The sequence below is a fragment of the Pseudomonas sp. IAC-BECa141 genome, from assembly GCF_020544405.1.
Lineage (GTDB): Bacteria > Pseudomonadota > Gammaproteobacteria > Pseudomonadales > Pseudomonadaceae > Aquipseudomonas.
In genome coordinates, this window is sequence record NZ_CP065410.1 from 4,682,858 (window position 1) to 4,703,407 (window position 20,550).

The window sequence follows — 20,550 nt, forward strand, 5'->3', positions numbered from 1 at the left end:
TCAGGCCGCCTCGATGGCGGCCGGGCGATTGACCTGAAAATACTCGTGCAACCGGCGCATCGTCGGCAACTCCAGCGCCTGCGCCGCGTAACACAATCCCACCCGCCGGGTCGGCGCCGGCAGGTGCAGCGCACGCACGACGATACGCTCGTGCCCGCTGACCAGCGACCGCGGCAACATCGCCACGCCAACGCCCGCCGCCACCATGTGCAACGCCTGTTGCAGTGAACCGGCATGCCCCGCCACGGCTTCCGGCGACCGCCCATAAAGCGCCATCAAACGCTGATGGGACGGATGTTGCGGACAGGTGATCCAGTCCTCGATCGGCGCCCAGCCGGCCTGCGCGTTGGCCATCGGATGATCAAGGGGCAGCGCCATCACATAGGATTCTTCCCACAACGGCAGGAACAGTTCGTCCTCGCAGCACATTTCCTCGACCGCCAATCGACCATCGCCGTGACAACCCTCCTCCAGGGTCAGCAGCAGATTGGGCAACGCCTGATGGGCCATGCGCACGAAGGCTTCGATGTGGCTGGCGGCGATGTCGCCCTCGATGCCGAGGGTCAGCGGCGCGCGGTTTTCGCGGCCGCGAAACATCCGGCTCAGCGCCTCGGCTTCGGCCACCATCCGCCGCGCCTGCGGGTACAACAATCGCGCTTCGTCGCTGACCTCCACACCACGGGGCTGACGCACGAACAGCGGCGCGCCGAGTTCTTCTTCCAGTTGTTTGATGGTCACCGACAACGTGGGCTGGCTGATGAACAGCCGTTGCGCGGCAGCGGTGATGTTGCGTTCCTCGAACACGGCGAGGAAGGCTTTGAGATGGCGGATATCCATAGGAGATTCCGATAGCAGACAGAGGAATAAGGCATTTTTCAGCCTTCAGCGAGCTAAATATACTGCGCCACGAATCTGGTTATTTGTTTTTCTTATTTCAGGAGTTCAACCATGGGCAAGCCATTGATCATCATCACCGGTGCCAGCTCGGGCATCGGCGAAGCCACCGCTCGCCGCTTGAGCGCTGCCGGCCATCCTCTGCTGTTGCTGGCCCGGCGCATCGAACGCCTTGAAGCACTGGCCCTGCCGAACACCCTCAACCGCCGCGTCGACATCACCGACCGCGCCGCGTTGCTGGCCGCTGTTGCCGAGGCGCAAGCGCAGTTCGGCCCGGCCGATGCACTGATCAACAACGCCGGCGTGATGCTGCTGGGCGAGATGAGCAAACAGGACCCGGCGCAGTGGGACCAGATGCTCGACGTCAACGTGAAAGGTTTGCTCAACGGCGTACACGCGGTGGTGGCCGGGATGATCGAGCGCAAGCACGGCACCATCATCAACGTCAGCTCGGTGGCCGGGCGCAAGACCTTCCCCAACCATGTGGCGTACGTCGGCACCAAGTTTGCGGTGCACGGGTTGTCGGAGAACCTGCGTGAAGAGTTGTCGCCGCATAACGTGCGCGTGATCACGATTGCGCCGGGTGCGGTGGAGACCGAATTGCTGAGCCATACCACGGATGAGGCGATCAAGACCGGGTATCAGGCGTGGAAGCAGGACATGGGCGGCACGGTGCTGAGCGCCGAAGATGTGGCGACGGCGATTGCCTATGCGTATGGGCAGCCGCAGGGGGTTTGTATTCGCGAGATTGTGATGGCTGCTACGCGTCAGCAGGCCTGATCCATTGTTACAGACCTAAATGGCCCCTTCGCGGGCAAGCCCGCTCCCACATTTGATCGCATTCCAATTGTGGGAGCGGGCTTGCCCGCGAAGAGGCCAATATTGCCAACGATCCTTTCGGATCAGTCCAGTGCTTTAAGCCGCCCCTCGATAAACCGCCGCTCCGGCTCCTGCCGCGTCAACTCCAGCGCCCGCGTATAAGCCGCCCGAGCCTCCTCGACCCGCCCCAACTGTCGACAAAACTCCGCCCGTGCCGAATGCGCCAGGTGGTAATCCTGCAGCTCCCCGCGCTGCAGAATCCCCTCGATCAAGGTCAACCCGGCCAGCGCCCCGTCGCGCTTGGCCACCGCCACCGCCCGGTTCAACTCGATCACCGGCGACGGCACCGCCCGCAGCAAAACGTTGTACAGCCCGACGATCTGTGCCCAGTCCGTCGCCTCTGCTGTCGGCGCCTCGGCGTGCACCGCCGCGATTGCCGCTTGCAGGCAATAAGGGCCGAAGCGTCCGGTGGTCAGCGCCCTCTCCACCAAATTGCAGCCTTCGGCAATCAGCTCGGCATTCCACGAACTACGATCCTGGTCATCCAGCAAAATCAACTCACCATCCGGAGAAGAGCGCGCCGACCGCCGCGACTCATGCAGCAGCATCAACGCCAGCAACCCCATGACTTCCGGGTCCGGCAACAACTCCAGCAACAACCGCCCGAGGCGAATCGCCTCGCGGGTCAAATCCTCGCGGGTCACCTGGGCGCCGCCGGACGCCGAGTAGCCTTCGTTGAACACCAGATAAATCACCCGCAACACGCTGTCGAGGCGTTCGGGCAACTCACTCAGACTCGGTACTTGATAAGGGATTTTCGCGTCGCGAATCTTCGCCTTGGCCCGCACGATGCGCTGGGCAATCGCCGCCGGGGCCGAGAGGAATGCGCGGGCGATTTCTTCGGTGGTGAGGTCGCAGACTTCACGCAGGGTCAGCGGCACTTGCGCGTCCGCCGCCAGCGCCGGGTGACAGCAGGTGAAGATCAGGCGCAGGCGATCGTCTTCCACGTCTTCAGCGTCCCATTCGGCCTGTTCCAGCTCTTCCAGTTGCGCCAGCAACAATGGTTGCGAGGCCTTGAACCGGGCGCGACGGCGCAACACGTCGATGGCCTTGAAACGCCCGGTGGACACCAGCCAGGTCCGCGGATTGTCCGGCACGCCGTCACGCTGCCAGCGCTCGACCGCGACGAAGAACGCCTCGTGCAAGGCTTCTTCGGCGAGGTCGAAATCGCCGAGCAGGCGGATCAGGGTCGCGAGGATCCGCCGCGAGTCTTCGCGATAGACCTGCTCGACCCGCGCCCTGACTTCAGACATTCAACTGGCGCACGGGACGCACTTCGACGCTGCCGACCCGGGCCGCCGGAATGTTCCCGGCGACCTGAATCGCCTCGTTGAGATCCCGCGCGTCGATCAGGTAGAAACCGGCCAGCTGCTCCTTGGTCTCGGCGAACGGGCCGTCAGTGATCGACAGCTTGCCGTTGCGCATGCGTACCGTGGTGGCGGTCTGCACCGACTCCAGCGCTTCGGCGGCGACCATCCGCCCGCTGCCCTGGATCGACTCGGCATAGGCCCAGCACTCGGCGTCTTCCGGGCTGTCGGGCGATGAATGCAGCAGGCGCTCGTCGCTGTAGACCAGGCATAAATACTTCATAACGTTCTCCTGAATCGGACGGATCAACTATGGCTGAAGATCAGGGTTTCGCATCGAACAGGGTCGCACCAGTCATCGGATCGAACGGTGCCGACCAGTGTTCGTGGGCAATTTTCCAGGCATCGCCGACCAGCCGATAGCAGGCAGTGGCGCGCATCCAGCAACTCTGGGTTTCGCCTTTTTCATTGGTCCCGCCGCAGTTGGCGACCCAGTGAGCGAAGGCGATGTTGTCGCCGGTCTCGATGGTGATTTCGTGGAATTCGAAGATGTGCGGGCCGGGGCACATTTCCATGCAGGCGATCCAGTGGGCGCGGTAGGCCTCCTTGCCCTTGAATTGCAGGGCCTTGATCGCATCGAACGAGAGGATGTCGTCGGCGTAAAGGGTCATGACCTTGTCCACGTCCTTGGTCATGACGGCCTGACGGTAGGTGTCGATCACGGCTTGAATCTGCGCTTGCGTACTCATGGGGTTTCTCCCTGGTTTTTGTTGTGAAGACACCCTTAGTCGTTCGGCGATTGGCCGGATCGACAACCGAAACAAAAAATTACCGAAGAAGCCAAAATCGCTAGAATCCGAGGCTCATCTTTGCAGGAAAAGGAAATTCCCGTGTCAGCCCGACTCGTACCTTACGAAAGCCTGAACGCCGCCCAACGCCAACAGGTCGAGGCCATTGAAATCCACCCCGAGCAGATCAAATTTTCCGGCGACATCCACGGCGCCCTGCACACGCTGCTGTCCAAACCCGGCCCAGGCGTGAAGGGATTCGCGCTTTTGGCCGAAGACGTGCCGGTGGCCTTCCTGCTGCTCAAGCGCCCGCCGGCGTTGCCGGAATGGGCCGATGAACACAGCGCCACCCTGCACGCATTGCAGGTCGATCACCGCGCCCAGGGCAAGGGCTATGGCAAGGCCTGCCTGCTGGCGCTGCCAGAAGTTGCGCGCGCGGCATGGCCGGAAATCAAAGGGCTGGAACTGTCAGTGGACGCCGACAACGACGCCGCGATTGCGCTGTACGCCAAGTACGGCTTCGTCGACAGCGGCGAAGCGTACAAGGGCCGTATCGGTTACGAGCGGCGGATGGGGTTGTTCTTCTAATCGTCGGGGGAGCAACGATGATCGAGAGTAAGGCGCGGGTGCGCGACATGCTCTACCGACCCACCCGTTGATCGTTCCCGCGCTGCGTGAGAACGATCAGGTCAGGGGCTGTTCCTCAGAGGGTCAGGATCATCTCGTGCCACGCCATCCCGCCGTGGTCGGACTCGGACGGTTTGATATAGGCAAAACCGAATCCGGCGTACAGCGGGATGTGCCGCTCCTTGCACATCAGGTGAATCGTTGCCTTGCCCTGCTCGCGCATGCGTTCGATGAATTCACCCAGCAGACGCTTGGCCAGACCCTGGCCCTGATAGTCCGGGTGCACCACCACCGACATGATCACCACGTTAGGCCCGGCCGGGTCGTGGCCGATCAGTTCCTTGAACGCCTCGTCGGACATCTGCACATCGAACGCCGCGCCGGAGTTGATGAAGCCGGCCACCTGCCCGTCCACCTCGGCGACGATGAAACCGTCCGGCCAGGTGGCGATGCGCGTGGCGATCTTCTCGCGGGTCGCGGCTTCGTCGCCTTCATAGGCGAGGGTTTCGATGGCGTAGCAGCGGTCCAGGTCGGCGGCGGTGACGTGGCGGATGACGGTGTTCATGGCGGCTCGAAATCAGTGGAAACAAGGCGGCCAAGGATAAAGGAATAAGGTGTTCATATCGATCCGCGCGGGGAGCGTAAAGCCTGCGTATAAGCGCTTTTCTTCGGATTCGGGACGGTCTATTTCTGACGTCTGTCTCTGATCACCCGAGGAGGGAACCGTTTATGAGCAGCGTGGAAATCGGTTTGTTGATGGTGTTGGGCATCAGTGTCTTCGGTTTCATCACCCTGTGCATCGACCTGTTGCGGGCACGACGGATCAAGGGCAAGTAAGGCTCGACCGGCAGCGCGAAGCGGGTTCGCGCTGCCGGTTGTCGATCAGGTTTTCTTTTCGACCGGGACACAGATTTCCAGCTTGCCGGTATTGAGCTTCGGGTTGAAGTCGGCGCTGTAGCGCTCCAGCTCCGGGGCGTTGAGCCCCTTGTAATCAGACGCCGGCAGCCAGGTGTTGTAGATGTAGTCAATGGTCTGCGGCAGCTGATCCAGCGTCCCCTTGTGTTCGAACACTGCGTACTGACGCGGCAGGATTTCGATCCACGGATACTTTTCCTGCGGGAAGTCATCCAGCTTCCTGATTTCGACCCCGGCCATGTAATCGAAACCGCCGTTACCGTCGAAATTGCTGCAAACGCCGTAGGTCACCTCGCCCTTTTGACCCGGAATGCTTCCGATGTGCGGGATCAGTTTTTCCCACAGCGCGGAGATGTCCTGAACGGTCTCTTTGGTAAAGCGATCGCGAAAACCTGCAATCAGCAGGAAGTGCCCATGTTCGAAGCGAGGTTCAGCCACTTCGACGCGTTTTTGCTCATCCATGACGCGACTCCTTGAACGAAAAAAGGGGGTTCGGCTGGGAGTATAGAAGCCAAACCCGATTCGCACATTTACAGCGTATGCAGGGCCTCGGCGGCGCCTGAACCGACGAATTCGTTATAACCGGATACGATCACGTAGACCGCGAAATAGCAGAAGATCGCCGCAGATGCCAGGTAGGAATAGCGCAGCAGCTTGTCGCCGAGCAACTTGCCGCCGTGGCTCGCGGCGAAACACAGCCCCGCCGACCACAGCAGCCCGGCGCACAAGAAACCGCCGAGGAACAGCGCCGAGCTCAAAGGACCGCCGCCACCGGAACGGGCGATCAAGGTGCCGCCGACGGCCGCGAACCAGAGGATGGCGCTCGGCGACGACATGGCGAGAAAAATCCCGCGAAAGAACTCCTTGCGATGGGAGTTCTGCCCGACTTCGGCGGTCGCCGCCAATTGCGCTTCGTGATGAATCGCCGAATGGATCATCTTCGCCGCGAAATAGACCAACAACGCCGAACCGCCGATCCACAGCACCCAGCGCACGGTTTCGTATTGCAGCAGAACGGTCATCCCGGCCAGCGCCAGCACCGCGTAGATCAGGTCGCCGACGCAGGTGCCGAGGCCCAATGCGAAGCCCTGAAAATAGCCACGCTGCATGGCCAAAGTGATCATGGCGATGTTGGCCACGCCGATATCCAGGCACAGCGAAAGGCTCAGCAAGAAGCCACTGGTGAATTCCATTAACCGTTTTCCTTGGGAAAAAATTGTTGTCGTGCACGCTGGACAGTCAGCCATTGCTGCCCTTATCTTCCGCCACAGGTCACCGCAGTGACCAGCGTCGCTCGGACGGTTCCGGGCGCTTACGTTATCCGAGGCAACAATGGCTGAACAAGGTTCGCCGCGCCGCTTTGCGCGCATTGATCGACTCCCCCCTTACGTTTTCAACATCACTGCCGAGCTGAAGATGGCCGCCCGACGTCGTGGCGAAGACATCATCGACTTGAGCATGGGCAACCCCGACGGCGCCACGCCGCCGCACATCGTTGAAAAACTGGTGCAGGTTGCACAACGCGAAGACACCCACGGTTATTCCACGTCCAAGGGCATTCCGCGCCTGCGTCGGGCGATTTCCAACTGGTACAAGGAACGCTACGAGGTCGAGATCGACCCGGAAAGCGAAGCCATCGTCACTATCGGTTCCAAGGAAGGCCTGGCGCATCTGATGCTGGCGACCCTGGACCAGGGCGACACCGTGCTGGTGCCGAACCCGAGCTACCCGATTCACATCTACGGTGCCGTGATTGCCGGCGCCCAGGTGCGGTCGGTGCCGCTGGTGCCGGGCGTGGACTTCTTCGCCGAACTGGAACGGGCGATTCGCGGCTCGATCCCGAAACCGAAGATGATGATCCTCGGCTTCCCGTCCAACCCGACCGCGCAATGTGTGGAACTGGATTTCTTCGAGCGGGTGATCGCCCTCGCCAAACAGTACGACGTGCTGGTGGTGCATGACCTGGCCTACGCCGATATCGTCTACGACGGCTGGAAAGCCCCGTCGATCATGCAGGTGCCGGGCGCCAAGGACATTGCGGTGGAGTTCTTCACCCTGTCCAAGAGCTACAACATGGCGGGCTGGCGCATCGGTTTCATGGTCGGCAACCCGGAACTGGTCAGCGCGCTGGCGCGGATCAAGAGCTACCACGATTACGGCACGTTCACCCCGCTGCAGGTGGCCGCGATTGCTGCGCTGGAAGGCGATCAACAGTGCGTGCGTGACATCGCCGAGCAGTATCGCCAGCGCCGCAACGTACTGGTCAAGGGCCTGCATGAACTGGGCTGGATGGTCGAGAACCCGAAAGCCTCGATGTACGTCTGGGCGAAGATTCCCGAAGCCTACGCGCACCTCGGTTCGCTGGAGTTCGCCAAGAAGCTGCTGGCCGAGGCCAAGGTCTGTGTCTCGCCGGGTGTCGGCTTTGGTGAGTACGGCGACGATCACGTGCGCTTCGCGCTGATCGAAAACCAGGACCGGATTCGTCAGGCGGTCCGCGGGATTCGCGGGATGTTCCGGGCGGATGGCCTGGGCACTAAGTAACTGCCTCCTCCCCACCTGATCGTTCCCACGCTCCGCGTGGGAATGCAGCCCGGGACGCTCCGCGTCCCTGCCGAAAGCGGACGCAGAGCGTCCATTGAGGCATTCCCACGCGGAGCGTGGGAACGATCACTCGCGAATTGCACCCACAAAAAAACCGCATCGCTGCGGTTTTTTTGTGTCTGCGATTCGCCGTTAGACGAAAAGCGACAGCAACAGAATAAAGCCCAGGCCAACCACCGACAGGATGGTTTCCATCGCCGTCCAGGTTTTGAAGGTCTCGGCCACAGTCATGTTGAAGTACTGCTTCACCAGCCAGAAACCGGCGTCGTTGACGTGGGACAGAATCAGCGAGCCGGCACCGGTGGCCAGCACCAGCAACTCACGATTCACGCCCGGAATCATCCCGACCACCGGCACCACAATGCCCGCGCCAGTGATGGTCGCCACGGTGGCCGAACCGGTCGCGATGCGAATCACCGCCGCCACCAGCCACGCCAGCAGGATCGGCGAGATTTGCGCGCTGACCGCCATGTGGCCGATCACGTCGCCCACGCCGCTGGTCACCAGCATCTGCTTGAAACCGCCGCCGGCACCGATGATCAGGATGATCGCGGCAGTCGGCGCCAGGCTCGCGTCGAGCCATTTGAGCATCTGCTGAGAACCGATGCCCTGCTTGTAGCCGAAGGTGTACAGCGACAGCAGCAACGCCAGCAGCAGTGCCGAGATCGGGTGACCGATCATGTCCATCCAGGTGCGGAAGAAATGACCCTCCGGCATCACCACGTCAGCGAAGGTTTTCAGCAGCATCAGGAACACCGGCAACAGCACGGTGACCAGCGTGATGCCGAAACTTGGCAGATCCTGCGAGTCCGACTCACGGGCCAGTTGATCGACCAGTTCCTGATTCGGTGTACCGGGAATGTGCTTGGCGATGAACGTACCGAAGATCGGGCCAGCGATGATGGCGGTCGGCAGCGCGACGATCAGACCGTACAGAATGGTCTTGCCGATGTCGGCACCGAACACGCCGATGGCCAGCAGCGGGCCCGGGTGCGGTGGCACCAGACCATGCACGGCGGACAGGCCGGCGAGCAGCGGGATACCGATCTTGATGATCGACACACCGGTGCGGCGAGCCACGATGAACACCAGCGGAATCAGCAGCACGAAGCCGATTTCGAAGAACAGCGGAATGCCCACCAGGAACGCGGCGAACATCATCGCCCACTGAACCTTGTCCTTGCCGAACGCGCGGATCAGGGTCTGGGCGATCTGATCGGCACCGCCGGATTCGGCCATCATCTTGCCGAGCATGGTGCCCAGCGCGAGGATGATGCCGACGAAACCGAGCACGCCACCGAAGCCGTCCTGGAACGCCTTGATGATGGTGCCGATCGGCATGCCGGACGTCAGGCCGAGGAACGCGGCGGCGATGGTCAGGGCAATGAAGGGGTGAATCTTGAACTTGGTGATCAGGACGATAAGCCCGATCACCGTGACCACTGCATCAAGCAGCAGGTAGGCGTCATGGGACATGCCAAACATTGGGGGTGTCTCCTGGTTTGTTGTTGTTATTAAAGCGGGTTAATCAGAAGCCGTAATGACAGCGCTATCTTCGCAATCACACTCATACCGCCTGTTTCAGGCCGTGGGCCTGCCACCAGACGTGGGCTTGCGACGCCAGTTCTTCGACGCTGTGGATCGAAGCATTCAGGGCCAGGGTCAACGGCTCGCCTATCGGCGATTCGAGGGTGGCGAACTGGCTCTCGATCAAGGTGGCCGGCATGAAGTGGCCCGGGCGATGGGAAACGCGGTCGGCGGCGACTTCAGGCGTCAATTCGAGGAATACGAAGCCCAGGCCCGGCAAGGCGCTGCGCAGGCGTTCGCGGTAAATGTGCTTGAGGGCCGAGCAGGTCAGCACCGGGCGTTCGCCCAGGGCGTCGACGCGACGCAGTTCGTCGCACAGGCTGTCGAGCCAGCCGGCACGGTCTTCGTCGTTCAGGGGGATCCCCGCGCTCATCTTTTCGATGTTCGCGGCCGGATGGAAAGTATCGCCTTCAATGGCAGTGGCGCCGCTCAATTGGCACAGGGCCTGGCTGACGCACGTCTTGCCGCAACCGGCAACGCCCATGATGACCAGGGCGGTGATGGGATGATTCATGTAACACCTCAGCGCGCAGACAGCGCTACCTTTGCTAGCTATGACTCTAGTGCACAGGCAGAAGTTGCCGACGCCTTCTTGTCGTTTTTTTGGGTTGCAGCAGGTTTTGTCGGTACGCCAAAAAGCGAGGATCAGGCAGGACCTCGCTTACGCATTTGCAGCTGCATAAGGACAGCGCTACCTTAGTGCCTTGATTTTTGTTTGGCAAGCCGCCCGATGACCACCCCTAAAAACGATAAAAACACCCGCACCACCGGCCGTCCCACCCTCAACGAAGTCGCCCGTCTGGCCGGCGTCAGCCCGATTACCGCCTCGCGCGCCCTGCGCGGGGTCAGCACGGTTGCCACCGAACTGGTGGAAAAAGTCCAGAAAGCCGCGCTGGAACTCAACTACGTGGTCAACCCCGCCGCCCGCGCCCTGGCCTCGGCCCAGAGCCATTCGGTGGTGGTGCTGGTGCCTTCGCTGTCCAACCTGTTGTTCATCGACACCCTGGAAGCCATTCATCGGGTGCTGACGCCCAAGGGCTTCGAAGTGCTGATCGGCAACTTCCACTACTCGCGCGATGAAGAAGAAAACCTGCTGCGCAACTACATGGCCTATCAGCCACGCGGCCTCCTGTTGACCGGTTTCGACCGCACCGAAAGTTCGCGGCGGATGATCGAGGCCAGCAACATTCCCTGCGTGTACATGATGGAGCTGGACAGCGCCGCCGGGGTGAATTGCGTCGGTTTCTCACAGCTCAGCGCCGGCGAAACGGCTGCCGAACATTTATTGTCCCGTGGCCGCAAGCGTCTGGCGTACATCGGCGCGCAGCTCGATCAGCGCACATTGCTGCGTGGCGAAGGCTTTCGCAAAGCACTGCAAAAGGCTGGTCGTTACGACCCGGATCTGGAAGTGCTGACCCCGCGTTCATCGTCCGTGGGCCTGGGCGGCGAGTTGTTCCTGCAATTGCTGGCGGCGCATCCGGATGTCGATGCGATCTTTTTCGGCAACGACGACCTGGCTCAGGGCGCCCTGCTCGAGGCCCTGCGCAACGGAATCAGGATCCCCGAACAAGTGGCGATCCTCGGCTTCAACGATTTGCCGATGTCGGAGCACATGGTGCCGCGCCTGAGCAGCATCAACACCCCGCGTGAAGCCATCGGCCGGCGTGCGGCGGAACAGATGCTGACGCTGATGGCCGGCAACAGCGTGGCGCGGCCGGTCGAGGACATGGGCTTCGAATTGAAAATCCGCGAGAGCACCTGACCTCTGCGTTCGGCTCTTGAAGGGACGCGGAGCGTCCCGGACTGCATTCCCACGCAGAGCGTGGGAACGATCACCGGCCGAGTATTTCAACCAATGCCGCCGCCCCCTTCTGCAACGGCTGGCTCTTGAGCCACACCGCATGCACCGGCAGCACCAGGCCGTTTTCGATGTTGCGGAAACTCAGCCGTTTCAATCGCCCGTTATCGAGCCACGGCTGCACCACCGACAGCGGGAAATTGCCCCAGCCCAAACCCGCCTCGACCATCTCCAGCGCCGTCTCCAGGCTATCGGTGCGCCAGTGGGATTCAGCCACCAGCGGCCGTGTTTCGCTGATCGGCAAATCACGACTGCCGACCACGATCTGCCGCACATGCACCAGATCCTCGAGAAACAGATCCTGCCCCTGCAACAGCGGACTGTCCGCCGCCAGCGTCGCAATCATTCGCTCACTGCCGACAAACTGAAAGCGCTCCAGCACGTTCACACTCAACCCGGCGAACGCCAGGCACACGCTGACCCGGCCACTGTGAAGCATCGCCAGCACATCGTCCTGCGGCGCAGTCAGCACTTCGATATCGAGCAACGGATGACGCTCGCTGATCTCCCTGATGGCCGCCAACAACCGTCGACGATCAATATCCGCCGCCACGCCGATCGACAATTTGCTCTCCAGCCCCAAGGACAATTGCACCGCATGCACCTGCAATTGCTTGAGCTGATCGGCGATCAATCGCGCGTGAGGCACCAGCGATAGCGCCATGGCCGTGGGTTGCGGTTCGCGGTGACGGCGGTCGAACAACGCATAGCCGAGTTCGGCCTCCAGATTGCCAATAGCCATGCTCACCGCCGACGGGACTTTACCCAATGCTCTGGCAGCGGCGGAAAACGAGCCGCGCTCGATCACGGCGAGAAACAGTTCGATGCTTTCGCTGTTGAAATTCACTTCAAACACCTATCAATAAAACTGAAAGCTACTTACTTTTTCTGTCACCTCAATTGAAGCTATCTTTCGTCGCCTTCGCCAGTCCCACTGGCCACAAGTCGCAAGAAAGAGGCAATTCCCATGCAAGGCGTCAAACGCAAACTGGTCTATGTGTCGCTCTATGAAGTGATCGGCATGACCTTCTCGGCCCTCGGTCTGGCGCTGCTGTCCGGCACTTCGCCCGGCAGCACCGGCCCGCTGGCGGTGATCATTACCACCATCGCCGTGACCTGGAACTTCATCTACACCTCGCTGTTCGAGCGTTGGGAAAGCCGTCAGGTGTCACGCACCCGCACGGTGAAACGGCGCATCGCCCACGCCGTCGGCTTCCAGCTGACGCTGATCGTGTTCCTGATTCCGCTGATCGCGTGGTGGATGAAGATCAGCCTTGTGCAGGCCTTTTTGCTGGATCTGGCGCTGATCGTGTTCATCCCTTGCTACACCTTCGCCTTCAACTGGCTGTTCGATAAAGTGTTCGGCCTTCCGGCCTCGGCATTGCCGGATCCGCAGCCCGCGACATAAATCGTTAATTGGTAAGCAGATATTGCAAGAAATCGGCGGTTTTTCCGCGCCAGCCGCCGATATAAACAATCCTTGATTTCCGATAGCAGGCTAAGCTTTTCCATCAATAAAAAATGGATCAGCCCATGACTGCACACGCCCCCGCCGCACAACGCGACGGCATCGACCCGATACGCGCCGCACAGATTTCCGCCCGCATCGACCGCCTCCCGGCCGTCGCCACAATCTGGCGGCTGGTGGCGCTGCTGTCGATCGGTGGTTTCTTCGAACTCTACGACCTGTTCCAGACCGCCTACATCAGCCCCGGGCTGATCCGCGACGGCATCTTTGCCACCGGCAATCAGGGCGTGTTCGGTTTCTCCGATCAGGCCGCGTTCGCCTCGGCGACGTTCCTCGGCCTGTTTCTCGGCGCCAGTCTGCTCAGCCCCATGGCGGATCGGTTCGGGCGGCGGGCGATCTTCACGTTCGCGCTGGTCTGGTACACCGTCGCCACGGTGCTGATGGGCGTGCAGAGTTCGGCGCTGGGGATCATCTGCATGCGTTTTCTGGTGGGCATCGGCCTCGGCATCGAGCTGGTAACCATCGACGCCTACCTCTCGGAACTGGTGCCCAAACGCATGCGCAGTTCGGCATTTGCCTTCGCGTTTTTCGTGCAGTTCCTGTCGGTGCCGGCGGTGGCGCTGATGTCCTGGTGGCTGGTGCCGCAGGCGCCGTTCGGGGTGTCCGGCTGGCGTTGGGTGGTGCTGGCAAGTGCGGTGTTTGCGTTGTTCATCTGGTGGCTGCGCAAGCGTCTGCCGGAGTCGCCGCGCTGGCTGGCCCAGCATGGCCGCTTCGATGAAGCGAACCGGATTCTCGATGGCATCGAGGCACGCTGCGAGAAAGATCACCGTCAACCACTGGACGCACCGCAAGCCGTGCCCGTCGACGTTGAAGGCAAGGGCCGTTTCGCTGATATCTGGCAACCACCGTACCGGCGCCGCGCGCTGATGCTGATCGTCTTCCACATCTTCCAGGCCATCGGTTTCTTCGGTTTCGGCAACTGGCTGCCGGCGCTGCTTTCCGGCCAGGGTGTCAGCGTCACTCACAGCCTGATGTACGCGTTCATCATCACCCTCGCCTACCCGCTCGGGCCGTTGCTGTTCGTGAAATTCGCCAACCGCTTCGAGAACAAATGGCAGATCGTCGGCTCGGCGCTGGGCGCCATGACCTTCGGTACCTTGTTCGCCCTGCAGACCAGCGCCTTCGGCCTGATCTTCTGCGGGGTGATGATCACCTTCTGCAACGCCTGGCTCAGCTTCAGTTATCACTCCTATCAGAGCGAACTGTTCCCCACCAACATTCGCGCCCGGGCGGTGGGCTTCTGCTATTCATTCAGTCGTTTGTCGACGGTGTTCAGCAGCCTGTTGATCGGTCTGTTCCTCGACCACTTCGGCACACCGGGCGTGTTGGCGTTCATCGTTGTCAGCATGCTGATCGTGATGCTGACCATCGGCTATTTCGGCCCCCGCACCCGCAACCTGGCGCTGGAAAACATCGCCCATCGCTGACGGACAACGGTCATCCTCTGCCGCCCACCGGCAAGGGATGACCGCTTCATCCGGTTATCCTTGAACCCAAACAACTGAAATAAAACGACTTTTTCGAAAGGCACGGTATTTGCTGGCGTAGGACTGACAGTCATTACCTACAGGTCTATCCATCATGTTGGTCAGTGCAAAACAACAGCAAATCATCCATCTGCCCAAGCACCTGAATGATGATGCAACCACCACCGCCGCTGCCGGCCTGCAAGGCGGGTTGCATGGCGCAATGCTGCAAACCCTGCAAGCCCAGACACAGGCGCAAACCGCCGAAGCCACCGCCAAGGTGCAAGAGTCGGCCACCCAGCTCGCCACCCAGCAAGTCAGCGAAGCCACGCGCATCAGCGACAACGTCGACGAGGCATTCGCCAAGACCCGCGTCGCCCTGCAAACCTCCGATAACTCGCCGACCAAATCCTCAGGTTCATCGGCGCTGGACGAGTTCAAGGACTACATGAGCAAGACGCCGGAACAGCGTTTGCGCGACAGTATCCTCCAGGAAATGGGCCTGACCGAAGACGACATCAAAGCCATGCCGCCGGAGAAACAACTGGCCATCGGCAAAGAGATCGCCGAGCGCCTGCAGGACAAGATGAAGCTGGCCGAAGCCGAGAAGCAGAACAAGCAAGACGCCAACTCGGCGAAGATCAGTGACGAGTCGGCTGACAAGTTCCTCGCCGCACTCTGACTGCTGCCGGTTGAATCGCATTAAGCACTAACACCTGTGGGAGCGGACTTGCCCGCTCCCACAGGTTTTTCGGATGTTGCGATCAGTCAGTTCAGCTGCAACGTCTCGTTGAACTGGCTGATCGCATCCACCACATGCCGCGAGCCCTGCTGAATCTCACGGATCGCGTCGCCCGCCTCGTTCGCCAGTTCCACCCCGAGCCCGGTGCGGCTCAGGCTCGACTGCATGCTCGACACCGCACTCAGTGACAACTCATGGTTCTTGCGCACCACATCGACGATCTCCAGGGTCGCCTGGCTGGTCCGCGCCGCGAGGCTGCGCACTTCGTCCGCCACCACCGCAAAACCGCGTCCGTGCTCACCCGCCCGCGCCGCTTCGATGGCCGCGTTGAGCGCCAGCAGGTTGGTCTGGTCGGCGATCCCGCGAATGGTCTGGACGATGGTGCCGATGATGTCCGACTGTTTGCTGACCGCATCGATGCTCAGCGCCGCTTCATTGAGATCGCGGGAAATGTCCTGAATGATCTGCACCGTTTGCTGCACGACCTGTGAGCCTTTTTGCGCGCAGGCGTCGTTTTGTACCGAAGTGCTGTGGGCCGATTCCGCAGCAGTCTGCAAGGTGGTCATCTGGTGGGTGATGTCGCTGGCGAACTTCACCACTTTGTACAACCGGCCCTTGGCGTCGAACAGCGGGTTGTACGAGGCTTCGAGGTAGACGGTCTGCCCGGACTTGTTCTTGCGCTCGAAACGGTGCGAGTGATATTCGCCGCGATTGAGCGAAGCCCAGAACGCTTTGTACTGCGCGGATTCGGCTTCGGCCCGGTGACAGAACAGACTGTGATGGTGGCCGACGATTTCGTTGAGCGAGTACTGCATGGTCTTGAGGAAGTTGTCGTTGGCCGAGATCACATTGCCTTCCGGGGTGAACTCGATCACCGCCATCGAACGGCCGATCGCGGCCAGCATGCTTTCCTCTTCCTTTTCCTTGTTCACGCGCGCCGTAATGTCCGACGCCACTTTGATCACACTGCGGACTTGTTTGTCCGGGCCATACACCGGCATGTAACTGGCTTCGAGCCAGATCTCCCGGCCACTCTTGTTCAAGCGCAGGAAAGTACCGCTGATGGGTTCGCCCCGGGCCAGGTCACGCCACAACTTGGCGTATTCCTCGCTGCGATAGAACTCTTCTTCACAAAAGATCCGGTGATGTTTGCCACGCACTTCTTCGGCGCTGTAGCCCATGGTCTTGCAGAAGTTCTCATTGGCATCCAGCACGATGCCTTCGGGAGTGAATTCGATCATTGCCATCGAACGGCTGATCGCCGCCAACTTGGCGTTGGCTTCGGTCAGGGCACAACTGAAGCGTTCGATTTCCTGCAGGTCAGCCTTGTGATGTAGGTTGAACATGTCTCGATCACCTTGAGCGCAGTCTTTTGATTTGATGAAAGTTCAGGTCTTTCAGAATCCACCACTACGTTCCACGGAACAGGCACACGCATTCCTCCACAGGAGGAAGTTGTCAGGTGATAAACGATGATCAATCGGAGGGTCCATGCGGCGACGCTCTAATCAAGACATCCTTCTCTTGATAGCCCGGTGACGGGCCATTCCTAACATGCAGAAGAACTTCCCTTTAAAAACAGCTCCTTGTCGGTCAAGTGTCGGTGCCTTGGATTGCGCACTCTGGCAGCTTTGAGATCGGTAACTGCTAGCGGTCGAACCACACTGAAGGCGTTCGACATAGTTAGTTATGAATGAGCATAGACAGCGCAATGCTTTGCGCAAGGCCACTAGTCGGCCAGCATTGAGTGAATTCGGACAAGAAGCGGACGAGAAACGGTTCAGCGAATGTGTTTTGTTTGATCTACCACTTTCGCGGGCAGGCCCGTTCCCACAGGTTCTACGCGCTGTTCAAGTCAGCGTTATACCTGTGTGGGCTTGCCCGCGATGGCGACGGTGCAGCACTACAGAAATATCAGAAAAGAATTACAGACTCCCGCTCACCTTGCTCGCCACATCACCCGGCACCCAAGGCGTCCACACTTGCGGTTGATCGCGCAGAAACGCTTCGGCCACCTGGCGTGGTTGCTGGCGCTTTTCGCTCATCCCGGCCAGGGTCTGGTTCAGCAGATCAATCGGCAAATCGACTTTCTCAAAGAACGTCACCAGTTCCGGGTACTGCGCCTTGAACGGCGCCGACACGCCAATCGCCAGACTCGCCGGCATCGAGCGGGTACCTTTCGGGTTTGGGTTGCTGGCATCGGCCAGGGTTTTCCAGGCTTCGGCGTCGAACGGCGGTTCTTCCAGCTTCACCAGTTTGAAACGGCCGAGCAACGGCGTCGGCGACCAGTAATAGAACAGCACCGGCTTGCCGCGCTTGATCGACGACGCCACCTCGGCATCCAGCGCCGCGCCGGAACCGGTACGGAAGTTGACGAAGCTGTCGTTCAGCGCATACGCCTTGAGCTTCTGGCTGTTGACGATCTCCGAAGTCCAGCCCGTCGGGCTGTTGAGGAAACGCCCGCGGCTCGGGTCTTCCGGATCCTTGAACACATCCTTGTAGCGCGGCAGGTCGGCCACCGATTTCAGCTCCGGCGCCAGCGGTTTGATCCCGCGCTCGGGGTCGCCCTTGATCACGTATTCCGGCACCCACCAGCCTTCGGTGGCGCCCTTCACGGTGTCGCCAAGACCGAACACCTTACCTTCGGCAGCGGCCTTGACCCACGCCGGACTGCGCCCTGCCCACTCTTCACCGATCACTTGAATATCGTTTTTCGCCAGCGCCGCTTCCAGGCTGACGGTGCTGCCCGGCAGTGTGTCGGTCGGGTAGCCGTAGCCTTTCTCGACGATCAGGCGCAGCACTTCGGTGATGAAACTGCCGCTTTCCCAGGTGATGTCACCGAAGTGGATCGGCGCTCTCGTTTCCGCGGCGCCAACATGCCCGGTCGTCAGGGTCAGGGCCAGCAGCGAACTGCCGAGCAGGGTTTTGATCGATCTCATGCGGACCTCTTGTTCTGGGAGGAAATCAGGGTTTGATTGGCGCTGTGGCGGTTGCACAGCGCCTGGGAACGGGTCATGTACAGGCTCACCGAACGCTGGGAGATGCCCAGTTCGGCGGCGATTTGCGGGTAGGTCAGGCCGTCGATGCGCGCCAGCAGAAAGGTCGAACGGACTTTGCCCGGCAGGCGCTGGAGCGTCCGGTCCAGATGTTTGAGGCTCTGTGACAGGTCGGCCAGTTCCTCTGGGGACGGCCCGTGATCAAGGTCACTCTGTCGCAGTTGCTGGAGATGCCGACGCTCCAGATCGCCGCGCCGCCAGCGTTCGTACAGCAGGCGTCGGGCGATGGTGGTGAGCAAGGCGCGGGGTTCGCGGATGGCGGTCAGGCCCGGGGCTTCGAGCAGTTGCGCGAAGGTTTCGGCGGCGATGTCTTCGGCCGTGGCCGCATCATTCAATTGCCGACGCAGACGCGTGCACAACCACGGGTAATGGTCGCGAAACAACGTGTTCACATGATTGCGATGGGATGAGTCGGCGCCGGACATGGGGGCTCCTTGGTCAAGGGTCGCTGAATGTCCGGTCGTCCGGTGGCGCGATCCTAGCAAGGTGCCTTATGCGTTAAAAATACTTAAAAAGAATTCTTATATTCCATTAGTGAATTAATCGAGAGCCCTAACGCAAGCGGCCATAACCCAGTTCTTCGGCCTCGCGCTGGTAATCCAGCAGGATGAGGTAATCGTTTTCGCTGGCAGGCAGGACTTCTGACAAGCCGAGGATGCGGGCCACCTCGGGCAGGTCTTGAAGGCTGCGGTTCATGGCTCGGCGCAAGCGTTCGATCTGCTGGTCCGACGTGCTGGCGGCGGTGATAAAGGGCAAGGTCGGGCTGAACGCACTGCGCGCCAACACCCGCAATCCAATGACCTCTTCAACGGCGTACTGCGCCAGGTACGCGAAGGTCACGCTGTCGATGGCCGCCAGATCGGCACGGTCCTCGCGCAACCAGCGCAGGCTTTCGCGATGGCCGCCACTGATGCCCACCGAAGCAAAAAACTGCCCGTCCCGCTGCAATGGCGCCAGACGCTGACGCAACAGGTTCATGCCGCTGTTGGAGTCTTCGCTGTTGATCACTCCGCGACTGTCGAAGAACTCCGCCAGATGTCGGCGCGGATCATCGGCGCGGGCAAGGATCAGGCTGCAATGATTGCCGGCCGTGGCGTCCGGCAATTCGTAGCGCGGACGGCCGACAATCCTCACCTGCCTGCGCAGTGCGGTCATCAGCGGGTAGCCGCAGGTCTGGGTCAGCAGCAGTTGCGGCGACAGCCAGAGCTCCGGCAGCGACAAACCTTCGGCACTGAGCCGCGAATAGCCCAAGTGCTCGAGAATCCGCGCCAGCCACTGTTCATTGGCCGCGCGGATCGGCGCGGGGGCGATGTACATCAACAGTTCTGCGTAACCTGACGTCATGCTGGCCTCAAATAAACGGATGCTGCGGGCTGTCGATCGGCTTGATGCCGTGCTGGCGCCACAGTTGCCCGTAACCTTGCACCAGAAATCCACCGCTGCGCGCCACCCATTGCTCCCGACGCATGCGGTAGGCCTTGGGCAAGTCGTACCACGAAAGCTTCGGCAAATCGTGGTGCACGAGGTGGAAATTCAGGTTCAGGAACAGCCAGCGCCAAGGCCACCCGGCTTCGTTGAGCACCGTGCGCTGTTCCGGTTGTGTGTGCGGCCGGTGTTCATAGTAAGAGCGAACCATCGCAATCGACAGCGCCGGCACGCTGATCAAAAACAGGTAATGCCAGACCGGCAACACGCTGTAGCGGGCGATGAAAAACAGCATCAGCACCGCCAGGGCGCCGTGGGTCAGCCACATCAGCCAGGCCTGGCGCTCGCGGCTTTTCAGTCGTTGCAATTCTTCACCGGCCAGCGCCAGCAACGCCAGCGGCGCGCCAAGAATGAATCGGCCCAATACGGTTTTGTTCAGCCAGTGCAGGCTGCGTTCGAACAGCGAACTGCCCTGCCAGCGCTCGGCGCTCAGGTAGCGGCTTTCGGGGTCGAGGCCAGGAATCGTCAGGTCTTCATCGCAATGGTGCTGCAAATGGCTGTCGCGATAGAGCGTATAGGGATACCACACCGCAAACGGCGCATAGCCGAGGACTTTGTTGACGAAGGTCCAGCGCGTCGGATGACCGTGAAGCAACTCGTGCTGCACGGACAGCCACAGCACCAGCAATGGAATCAGCAGCAGCGTGCTCCACCAGACGCCAAGCCAATTGCTGCCCAGCATCAGGGCGAACCAGCCGGCATACACGCCAATCAGCAGCAACCAGGTCGGCCAGTCGGTACGGGCTGTGAAGCGTTGACGCAGGGTTTCGATCTGTTGGCGATGGGCATCGTCGAAATAGTGGGGCATGGCGTGGCT

Annotated in this window: 22 protein-coding genes and 1 pseudogene; 7 read left to right on the forward strand and 16 right to left on the reverse strand. The window is 60.8% G+C overall.

The window, feature by feature from the left end:
• Positions 1–837, reverse strand: coding sequence for a LysR family transcriptional regulator (locus tag I5961_RS21450; protein ID WP_227233280.1), 837 nt, complete (start codon positions 835–837; stop codon positions 1–3).
• Between the two features lie 111 nt (positions 838–948).
• Between I5961_RS21450 and I5961_RS21455 the strand changes: the two genes are divergently transcribed.
• The gene (locus tag I5961_RS21455) at positions 949–1,674 is read left to right on the forward strand and encodes an SDR family oxidoreductase (RefSeq protein WP_085697110.1); all 726 of its coding nucleotides are present in this window, start codon (positions 949–951) and stop codon (positions 1,672–1,674) included.
• Between the two features lie 122 nt (positions 1,675–1,796).
• Here the strand turns inward: I5961_RS21455 and I5961_RS21460 are convergent, their stop codons facing one another.
• From I5961_RS21460 to I5961_RS21470, 3 genes are read right to left on the reverse strand one after another with little or no spacing between them, the layout of a single operon-like run.
• Positions 1,797–3,026, reverse strand: coding sequence for an RNA polymerase sigma factor (locus I5961_RS21460; protein WP_227233281.1), 1,230 nt, complete (start codon positions 3,024–3,026; stop codon positions 1,797–1,799).
• The gene (locus tag I5961_RS21465) at positions 3,019–3,363 is read right to left on the reverse strand and encodes a YciI family protein (protein ID WP_007951101.1); all 345 of its coding nucleotides are present in this window, start codon (positions 3,361–3,363) and stop codon (positions 3,019–3,021) included. Before I5961_RS21465 ends, I5961_RS21460 begins: the two co-directional genes overlap by 8 nt.
• A 40-nt stretch (positions 3,364–3,403) precedes the next feature.
• The gene (locus I5961_RS21470) at positions 3,404–3,829 is read right to left on the reverse strand and encodes a YybH family protein (protein WP_227233282.1); all 426 of its coding nucleotides are present in this window, start codon (positions 3,827–3,829) and stop codon (positions 3,404–3,406) included.
• 141 nt (positions 3,830–3,970) lie between these two features.
• Between I5961_RS21470 and I5961_RS21475 the strand changes: the two genes are divergently transcribed.
• Complete coding sequence (locus I5961_RS21475) at positions 3,971–4,456, forward strand: GNAT family N-acetyltransferase (RefSeq protein ID WP_227233283.1); 486 nt, start codon at positions 3,971–3,973, stop codon at positions 4,454–4,456.
• Positions 4,457–4,571: 115 nt separating this feature from the next.
• On the opposite strand, the gene I5961_RS21480 is transcribed toward I5961_RS21475, so the two are convergent.
• The 3 genes from I5961_RS21480 to I5961_RS21490 form a co-directional block, all read right to left on the reverse strand.
• Complete coding sequence (locus I5961_RS21480) at positions 4,572–5,060, reverse strand: GNAT family N-acetyltransferase (protein WP_085697114.1); 489 nt, start codon at positions 5,058–5,060, stop codon at positions 4,572–4,574.
• Positions 5,061–5,377: 317 nt separating this feature from the next.
• Positions 5,378–5,872, reverse strand: a complete 495-nt coding sequence (locus tag I5961_RS21485) for a GyrI-like domain-containing protein (RefSeq protein ID WP_085697115.1) — start codon at positions 5,870–5,872, stop codon at positions 5,378–5,380.
• A gap of 68 nt (positions 5,873–5,940) precedes the next feature.
• Positions 5,941–6,603, reverse strand: coding sequence for a LysE family translocator (locus I5961_RS21490; RefSeq protein WP_085701618.1), 663 nt, complete (start codon positions 6,601–6,603; stop codon positions 5,941–5,943).
• A gap of 139 nt (positions 6,604–6,742) precedes the next feature.
• Here I5961_RS21490 and alaC point away from each other — a divergent pair, with 139 nt between their 5' ends.
• Positions 6,743–7,951 carry an alanine transaminase gene (gene alaC / locus I5961_RS21495; RefSeq protein ID WP_085697117.1) on the forward strand — a complete coding sequence of 403 codons (1,209 nt, stop codon included), beginning with the start codon at positions 6,743–6,745 and terminating at the stop codon, positions 7,949–7,951.
• 192 nt (positions 7,952–8,143) lie between these two features.
• On the opposite strand, the gene I5961_RS21500 is transcribed toward alaC, so the two are convergent.
• Together I5961_RS21500 and I5961_RS21505 are read right to left on the reverse strand one after the other, a co-directional pair.
• Positions 8,144–9,496: a GntP family permease gene (locus I5961_RS21500; RefSeq protein ID WP_085697118.1), complete on the reverse strand. Its 1,353-nt coding sequence runs from the start codon at positions 9,494–9,496 to the stop codon at positions 8,144–8,146.
• A gap of 82 nt (positions 9,497–9,578) precedes the next feature.
• The gene (locus tag I5961_RS21505) at positions 9,579–10,112 is read right to left on the reverse strand and encodes a gluconokinase (protein ID WP_085701620.1); all 534 of its coding nucleotides are present in this window, start codon (positions 10,110–10,112) and stop codon (positions 9,579–9,581) included.
• A 216-nt stretch (positions 10,113–10,328) separates the two neighbouring features.
• Here I5961_RS21505 and I5961_RS21510 point away from each other — a divergent pair, with 216 nt between their 5' ends.
• Positions 10,329–11,360: a LacI family DNA-binding transcriptional regulator gene (locus I5961_RS21510; RefSeq protein WP_085697120.1), complete on the forward strand. Its 1,032-nt coding sequence runs from the start codon at positions 10,329–10,331 to the stop codon at positions 11,358–11,360.
• A gap of 70 nt (positions 11,361–11,430) precedes the next feature.
• Here the strand turns inward: I5961_RS21510 and I5961_RS21515 are convergent, their stop codons facing one another.
• Positions 11,431–12,303, reverse strand: coding sequence for a LysR family transcriptional regulator (locus I5961_RS21515; protein ID WP_227233284.1), 873 nt, complete (start codon positions 12,301–12,303; stop codon positions 11,431–11,433).
• A gap of 120 nt (positions 12,304–12,423) precedes the next feature.
• On the opposite strand from I5961_RS21515, the gene I5961_RS21520 reads away from it, so the two are divergent.
• The 3 genes from I5961_RS21520 to I5961_RS21530 all read left to right on the forward strand — a co-directional run bounded on the left by I5961_RS21520 (position 12,424) and on the right by I5961_RS21530 (position 15,132).
• Entirely contained in the window at positions 12,424–12,864 is a 441-nt protein-coding gene (locus I5961_RS21520) for a PACE efflux transporter (protein ID WP_085697122.1), read from the forward strand.
• A 125-nt stretch (positions 12,865–12,989) separates the two neighbouring features.
• Positions 12,990–14,411 carry an MFS transporter gene (locus I5961_RS21525; protein ID WP_227233285.1) on the forward strand — a complete coding sequence of 474 codons (1,422 nt, stop codon included), beginning with the start codon at positions 12,990–12,992 and terminating at the stop codon, positions 14,409–14,411.
• Positions 14,412–14,565: 154 nt separating this feature from the next.
• A complete protein-coding gene (locus I5961_RS21530; RefSeq protein ID WP_085701623.1) occupies positions 14,566–15,132 on the forward strand; it encodes a hypothetical protein in 567 nt (188 codons plus the stop codon).
• Positions 15,133–15,218: 86 nt separating this feature from the next.
• Here the strand turns inward: I5961_RS21530 and I5961_RS28905 are convergent, their stop codons facing one another.
• The 6 genes and pseudogenes from I5961_RS28905 to I5961_RS21555 all read right to left on the reverse strand — a co-directional run bounded on the left by I5961_RS28905 (position 15,219) and on the right by I5961_RS21555 (position 20,541).
• Positions 15,219–15,758, reverse strand: coding sequence for a methyl-accepting chemotaxis protein (locus I5961_RS28905; protein WP_371320920.1), 540 nt, complete (start codon positions 15,756–15,758; stop codon positions 15,219–15,221).
• A 9-nt stretch (positions 15,759–15,767) separates the two neighbouring features.
• Positions 15,768–16,538, reverse strand: a pseudogene (locus I5961_RS28910) (PAS domain-containing protein); the annotation flags it as partial.
• Between the two features lie 579 nt (positions 16,539–17,117).
• Positions 17,118–18,131, reverse strand: coding sequence for an ABC transporter substrate-binding protein (locus I5961_RS21540; RefSeq protein ID WP_227233288.1), 1,014 nt, complete (start codon positions 18,129–18,131; stop codon positions 17,118–17,120).
• A complete protein-coding gene (locus I5961_RS21545; protein WP_227233289.1) occupies positions 18,128–18,673 on the reverse strand; it encodes a sigma-70 family RNA polymerase sigma factor in 546 nt (181 codons plus the stop codon). Before I5961_RS21545 ends, I5961_RS21540 begins: the two co-directional genes overlap by 4 nt.
• A 127-nt stretch (positions 18,674–18,800) precedes the next feature.
• Positions 18,801–19,592 (reverse strand): phosphate/phosphite/phosphonate ABC transporter substrate-binding protein, encoded by a 792-nt coding sequence (locus I5961_RS21550; RefSeq protein ID WP_085701627.1) that lies wholly within the window; start codon positions 19,590–19,592, stop codon positions 18,801–18,803.
• A gap of 7 nt (positions 19,593–19,599) precedes the next feature.
• A complete protein-coding gene (locus tag I5961_RS21555) occupies positions 19,600–20,541 on the reverse strand; it encodes a fatty acid desaturase (RefSeq protein ID WP_227233291.1) in 942 nt (313 codons plus the stop codon).
• Between the last annotated feature and the right edge of the window lie 9 nt (positions 20,542–20,550).

Bases quoted from the DNA above. Each gene is read 5' to 3' on its own strand.
- I5961_RS21510 (WP_085697120.1), top strand. From the start codon at position 10,329: ATGACCACCCCTAAAAACGATAAAAACACCCGCACCACCGGCCGTCCC.
- I5961_RS21485 (WP_085697115.1), bottom strand. From the start codon at position 5,872: ATGGATGAGCAAAAACGCGTCGAAGTGGCTGAACCTCGCTTCGAACAT.
- I5961_RS21540 (WP_227233288.1), bottom strand. From the start codon at position 18,131: ATGAGATCGATCAAAACCCTGCTCGGCAGTTCGCTGCTGGCCCTGACC.
- I5961_RS21525 (WP_227233285.1), top strand. From the start codon at position 12,990: ATGACTGCACACGCCCCCGCCGCACAACGCGACGGCATCGACCCGATA.
- I5961_RS21505 (WP_085701620.1), bottom strand. From the start codon at position 10,112: ATGAATCATCCCATCACCGCCCTGGTCATCATGGGCGTTGCCGGTTGC.
- I5961_RS21500 (WP_085697118.1), bottom strand. From the start codon at position 9,496: ATGTTTGGCATGTCCCATGACGCCTACCTGCTGCTTGATGCAGTGGTC.
- I5961_RS21465 (WP_007951101.1), bottom strand. From the start codon at position 3,363: ATGAAGTATTTATGCCTGGTCTACAGCGACGAGCGCCTGCTGCATTCA.
- I5961_RS21520 (WP_085697122.1), top strand. From the start codon at position 12,424: ATGCAAGGCGTCAAACGCAAACTGGTCTATGTGTCGCTCTATGAAGTG.
- I5961_RS21545 (WP_227233289.1), bottom strand. From the start codon at position 18,673: ATGTCCGGCGCCGACTCATCCCATCGCAATCATGTGAACACGTTGTTT.
- I5961_RS21555 (WP_227233291.1), bottom strand. From the start codon at position 20,541: ATGCCCCACTATTTCGACGATGCCCATCGCCAACAGATCGAAACCCTG.
- I5961_RS21460 (WP_227233281.1), bottom strand. From the start codon at position 3,026: ATGTCTGAAGTCAGGGCGCGGGTCGAGCAGGTCTATCGCGAAGACTCG.
- I5961_RS21480 (WP_085697114.1), bottom strand. From the start codon at position 5,060: ATGAACACCGTCATCCGCCACGTCACCGCCGCCGACCTGGACCGCTGC.
- I5961_RS21455 (WP_085697110.1), top strand. From the start codon at position 949: ATGGGCAAGCCATTGATCATCATCACCGGTGCCAGCTCGGGCATCGGC.
- I5961_RS21450 (WP_227233280.1), bottom strand. From the start codon at position 837: ATGGATATCCGCCATCTCAAAGCCTTCCTCGCCGTGTTCGAGGAACGC.
- I5961_RS21530 (WP_085701623.1), top strand. From the start codon at position 14,566: ATGTTGGTCAGTGCAAAACAACAGCAAATCATCCATCTGCCCAAGCAC.
- I5961_RS21490 (WP_085701618.1), bottom strand. From the start codon at position 6,603: ATGGAATTCACCAGTGGCTTCTTGCTGAGCCTTTCGCTGTGCCTGGAT.
- I5961_RS21550 (WP_085701627.1), bottom strand. From the start codon at position 19,592: ATGACGTCAGGTTACGCAGAACTGTTGATGTACATCGCCCCCGCGCCG.
- I5961_RS28905 (WP_371320920.1), bottom strand. From the start codon at position 15,758: ATGACCACCTTGCAGACTGCTGCGGAATCGGCCCACAGCACTTCGGTA.
- alaC (WP_085697117.1), top strand. From the start codon at position 6,743: ATGGCTGAACAAGGTTCGCCGCGCCGCTTTGCGCGCATTGATCGACTC.
- I5961_RS21470 (WP_227233282.1), bottom strand. From the start codon at position 3,829: ATGAGTACGCAAGCGCAGATTCAAGCCGTGATCGACACCTACCGTCAG.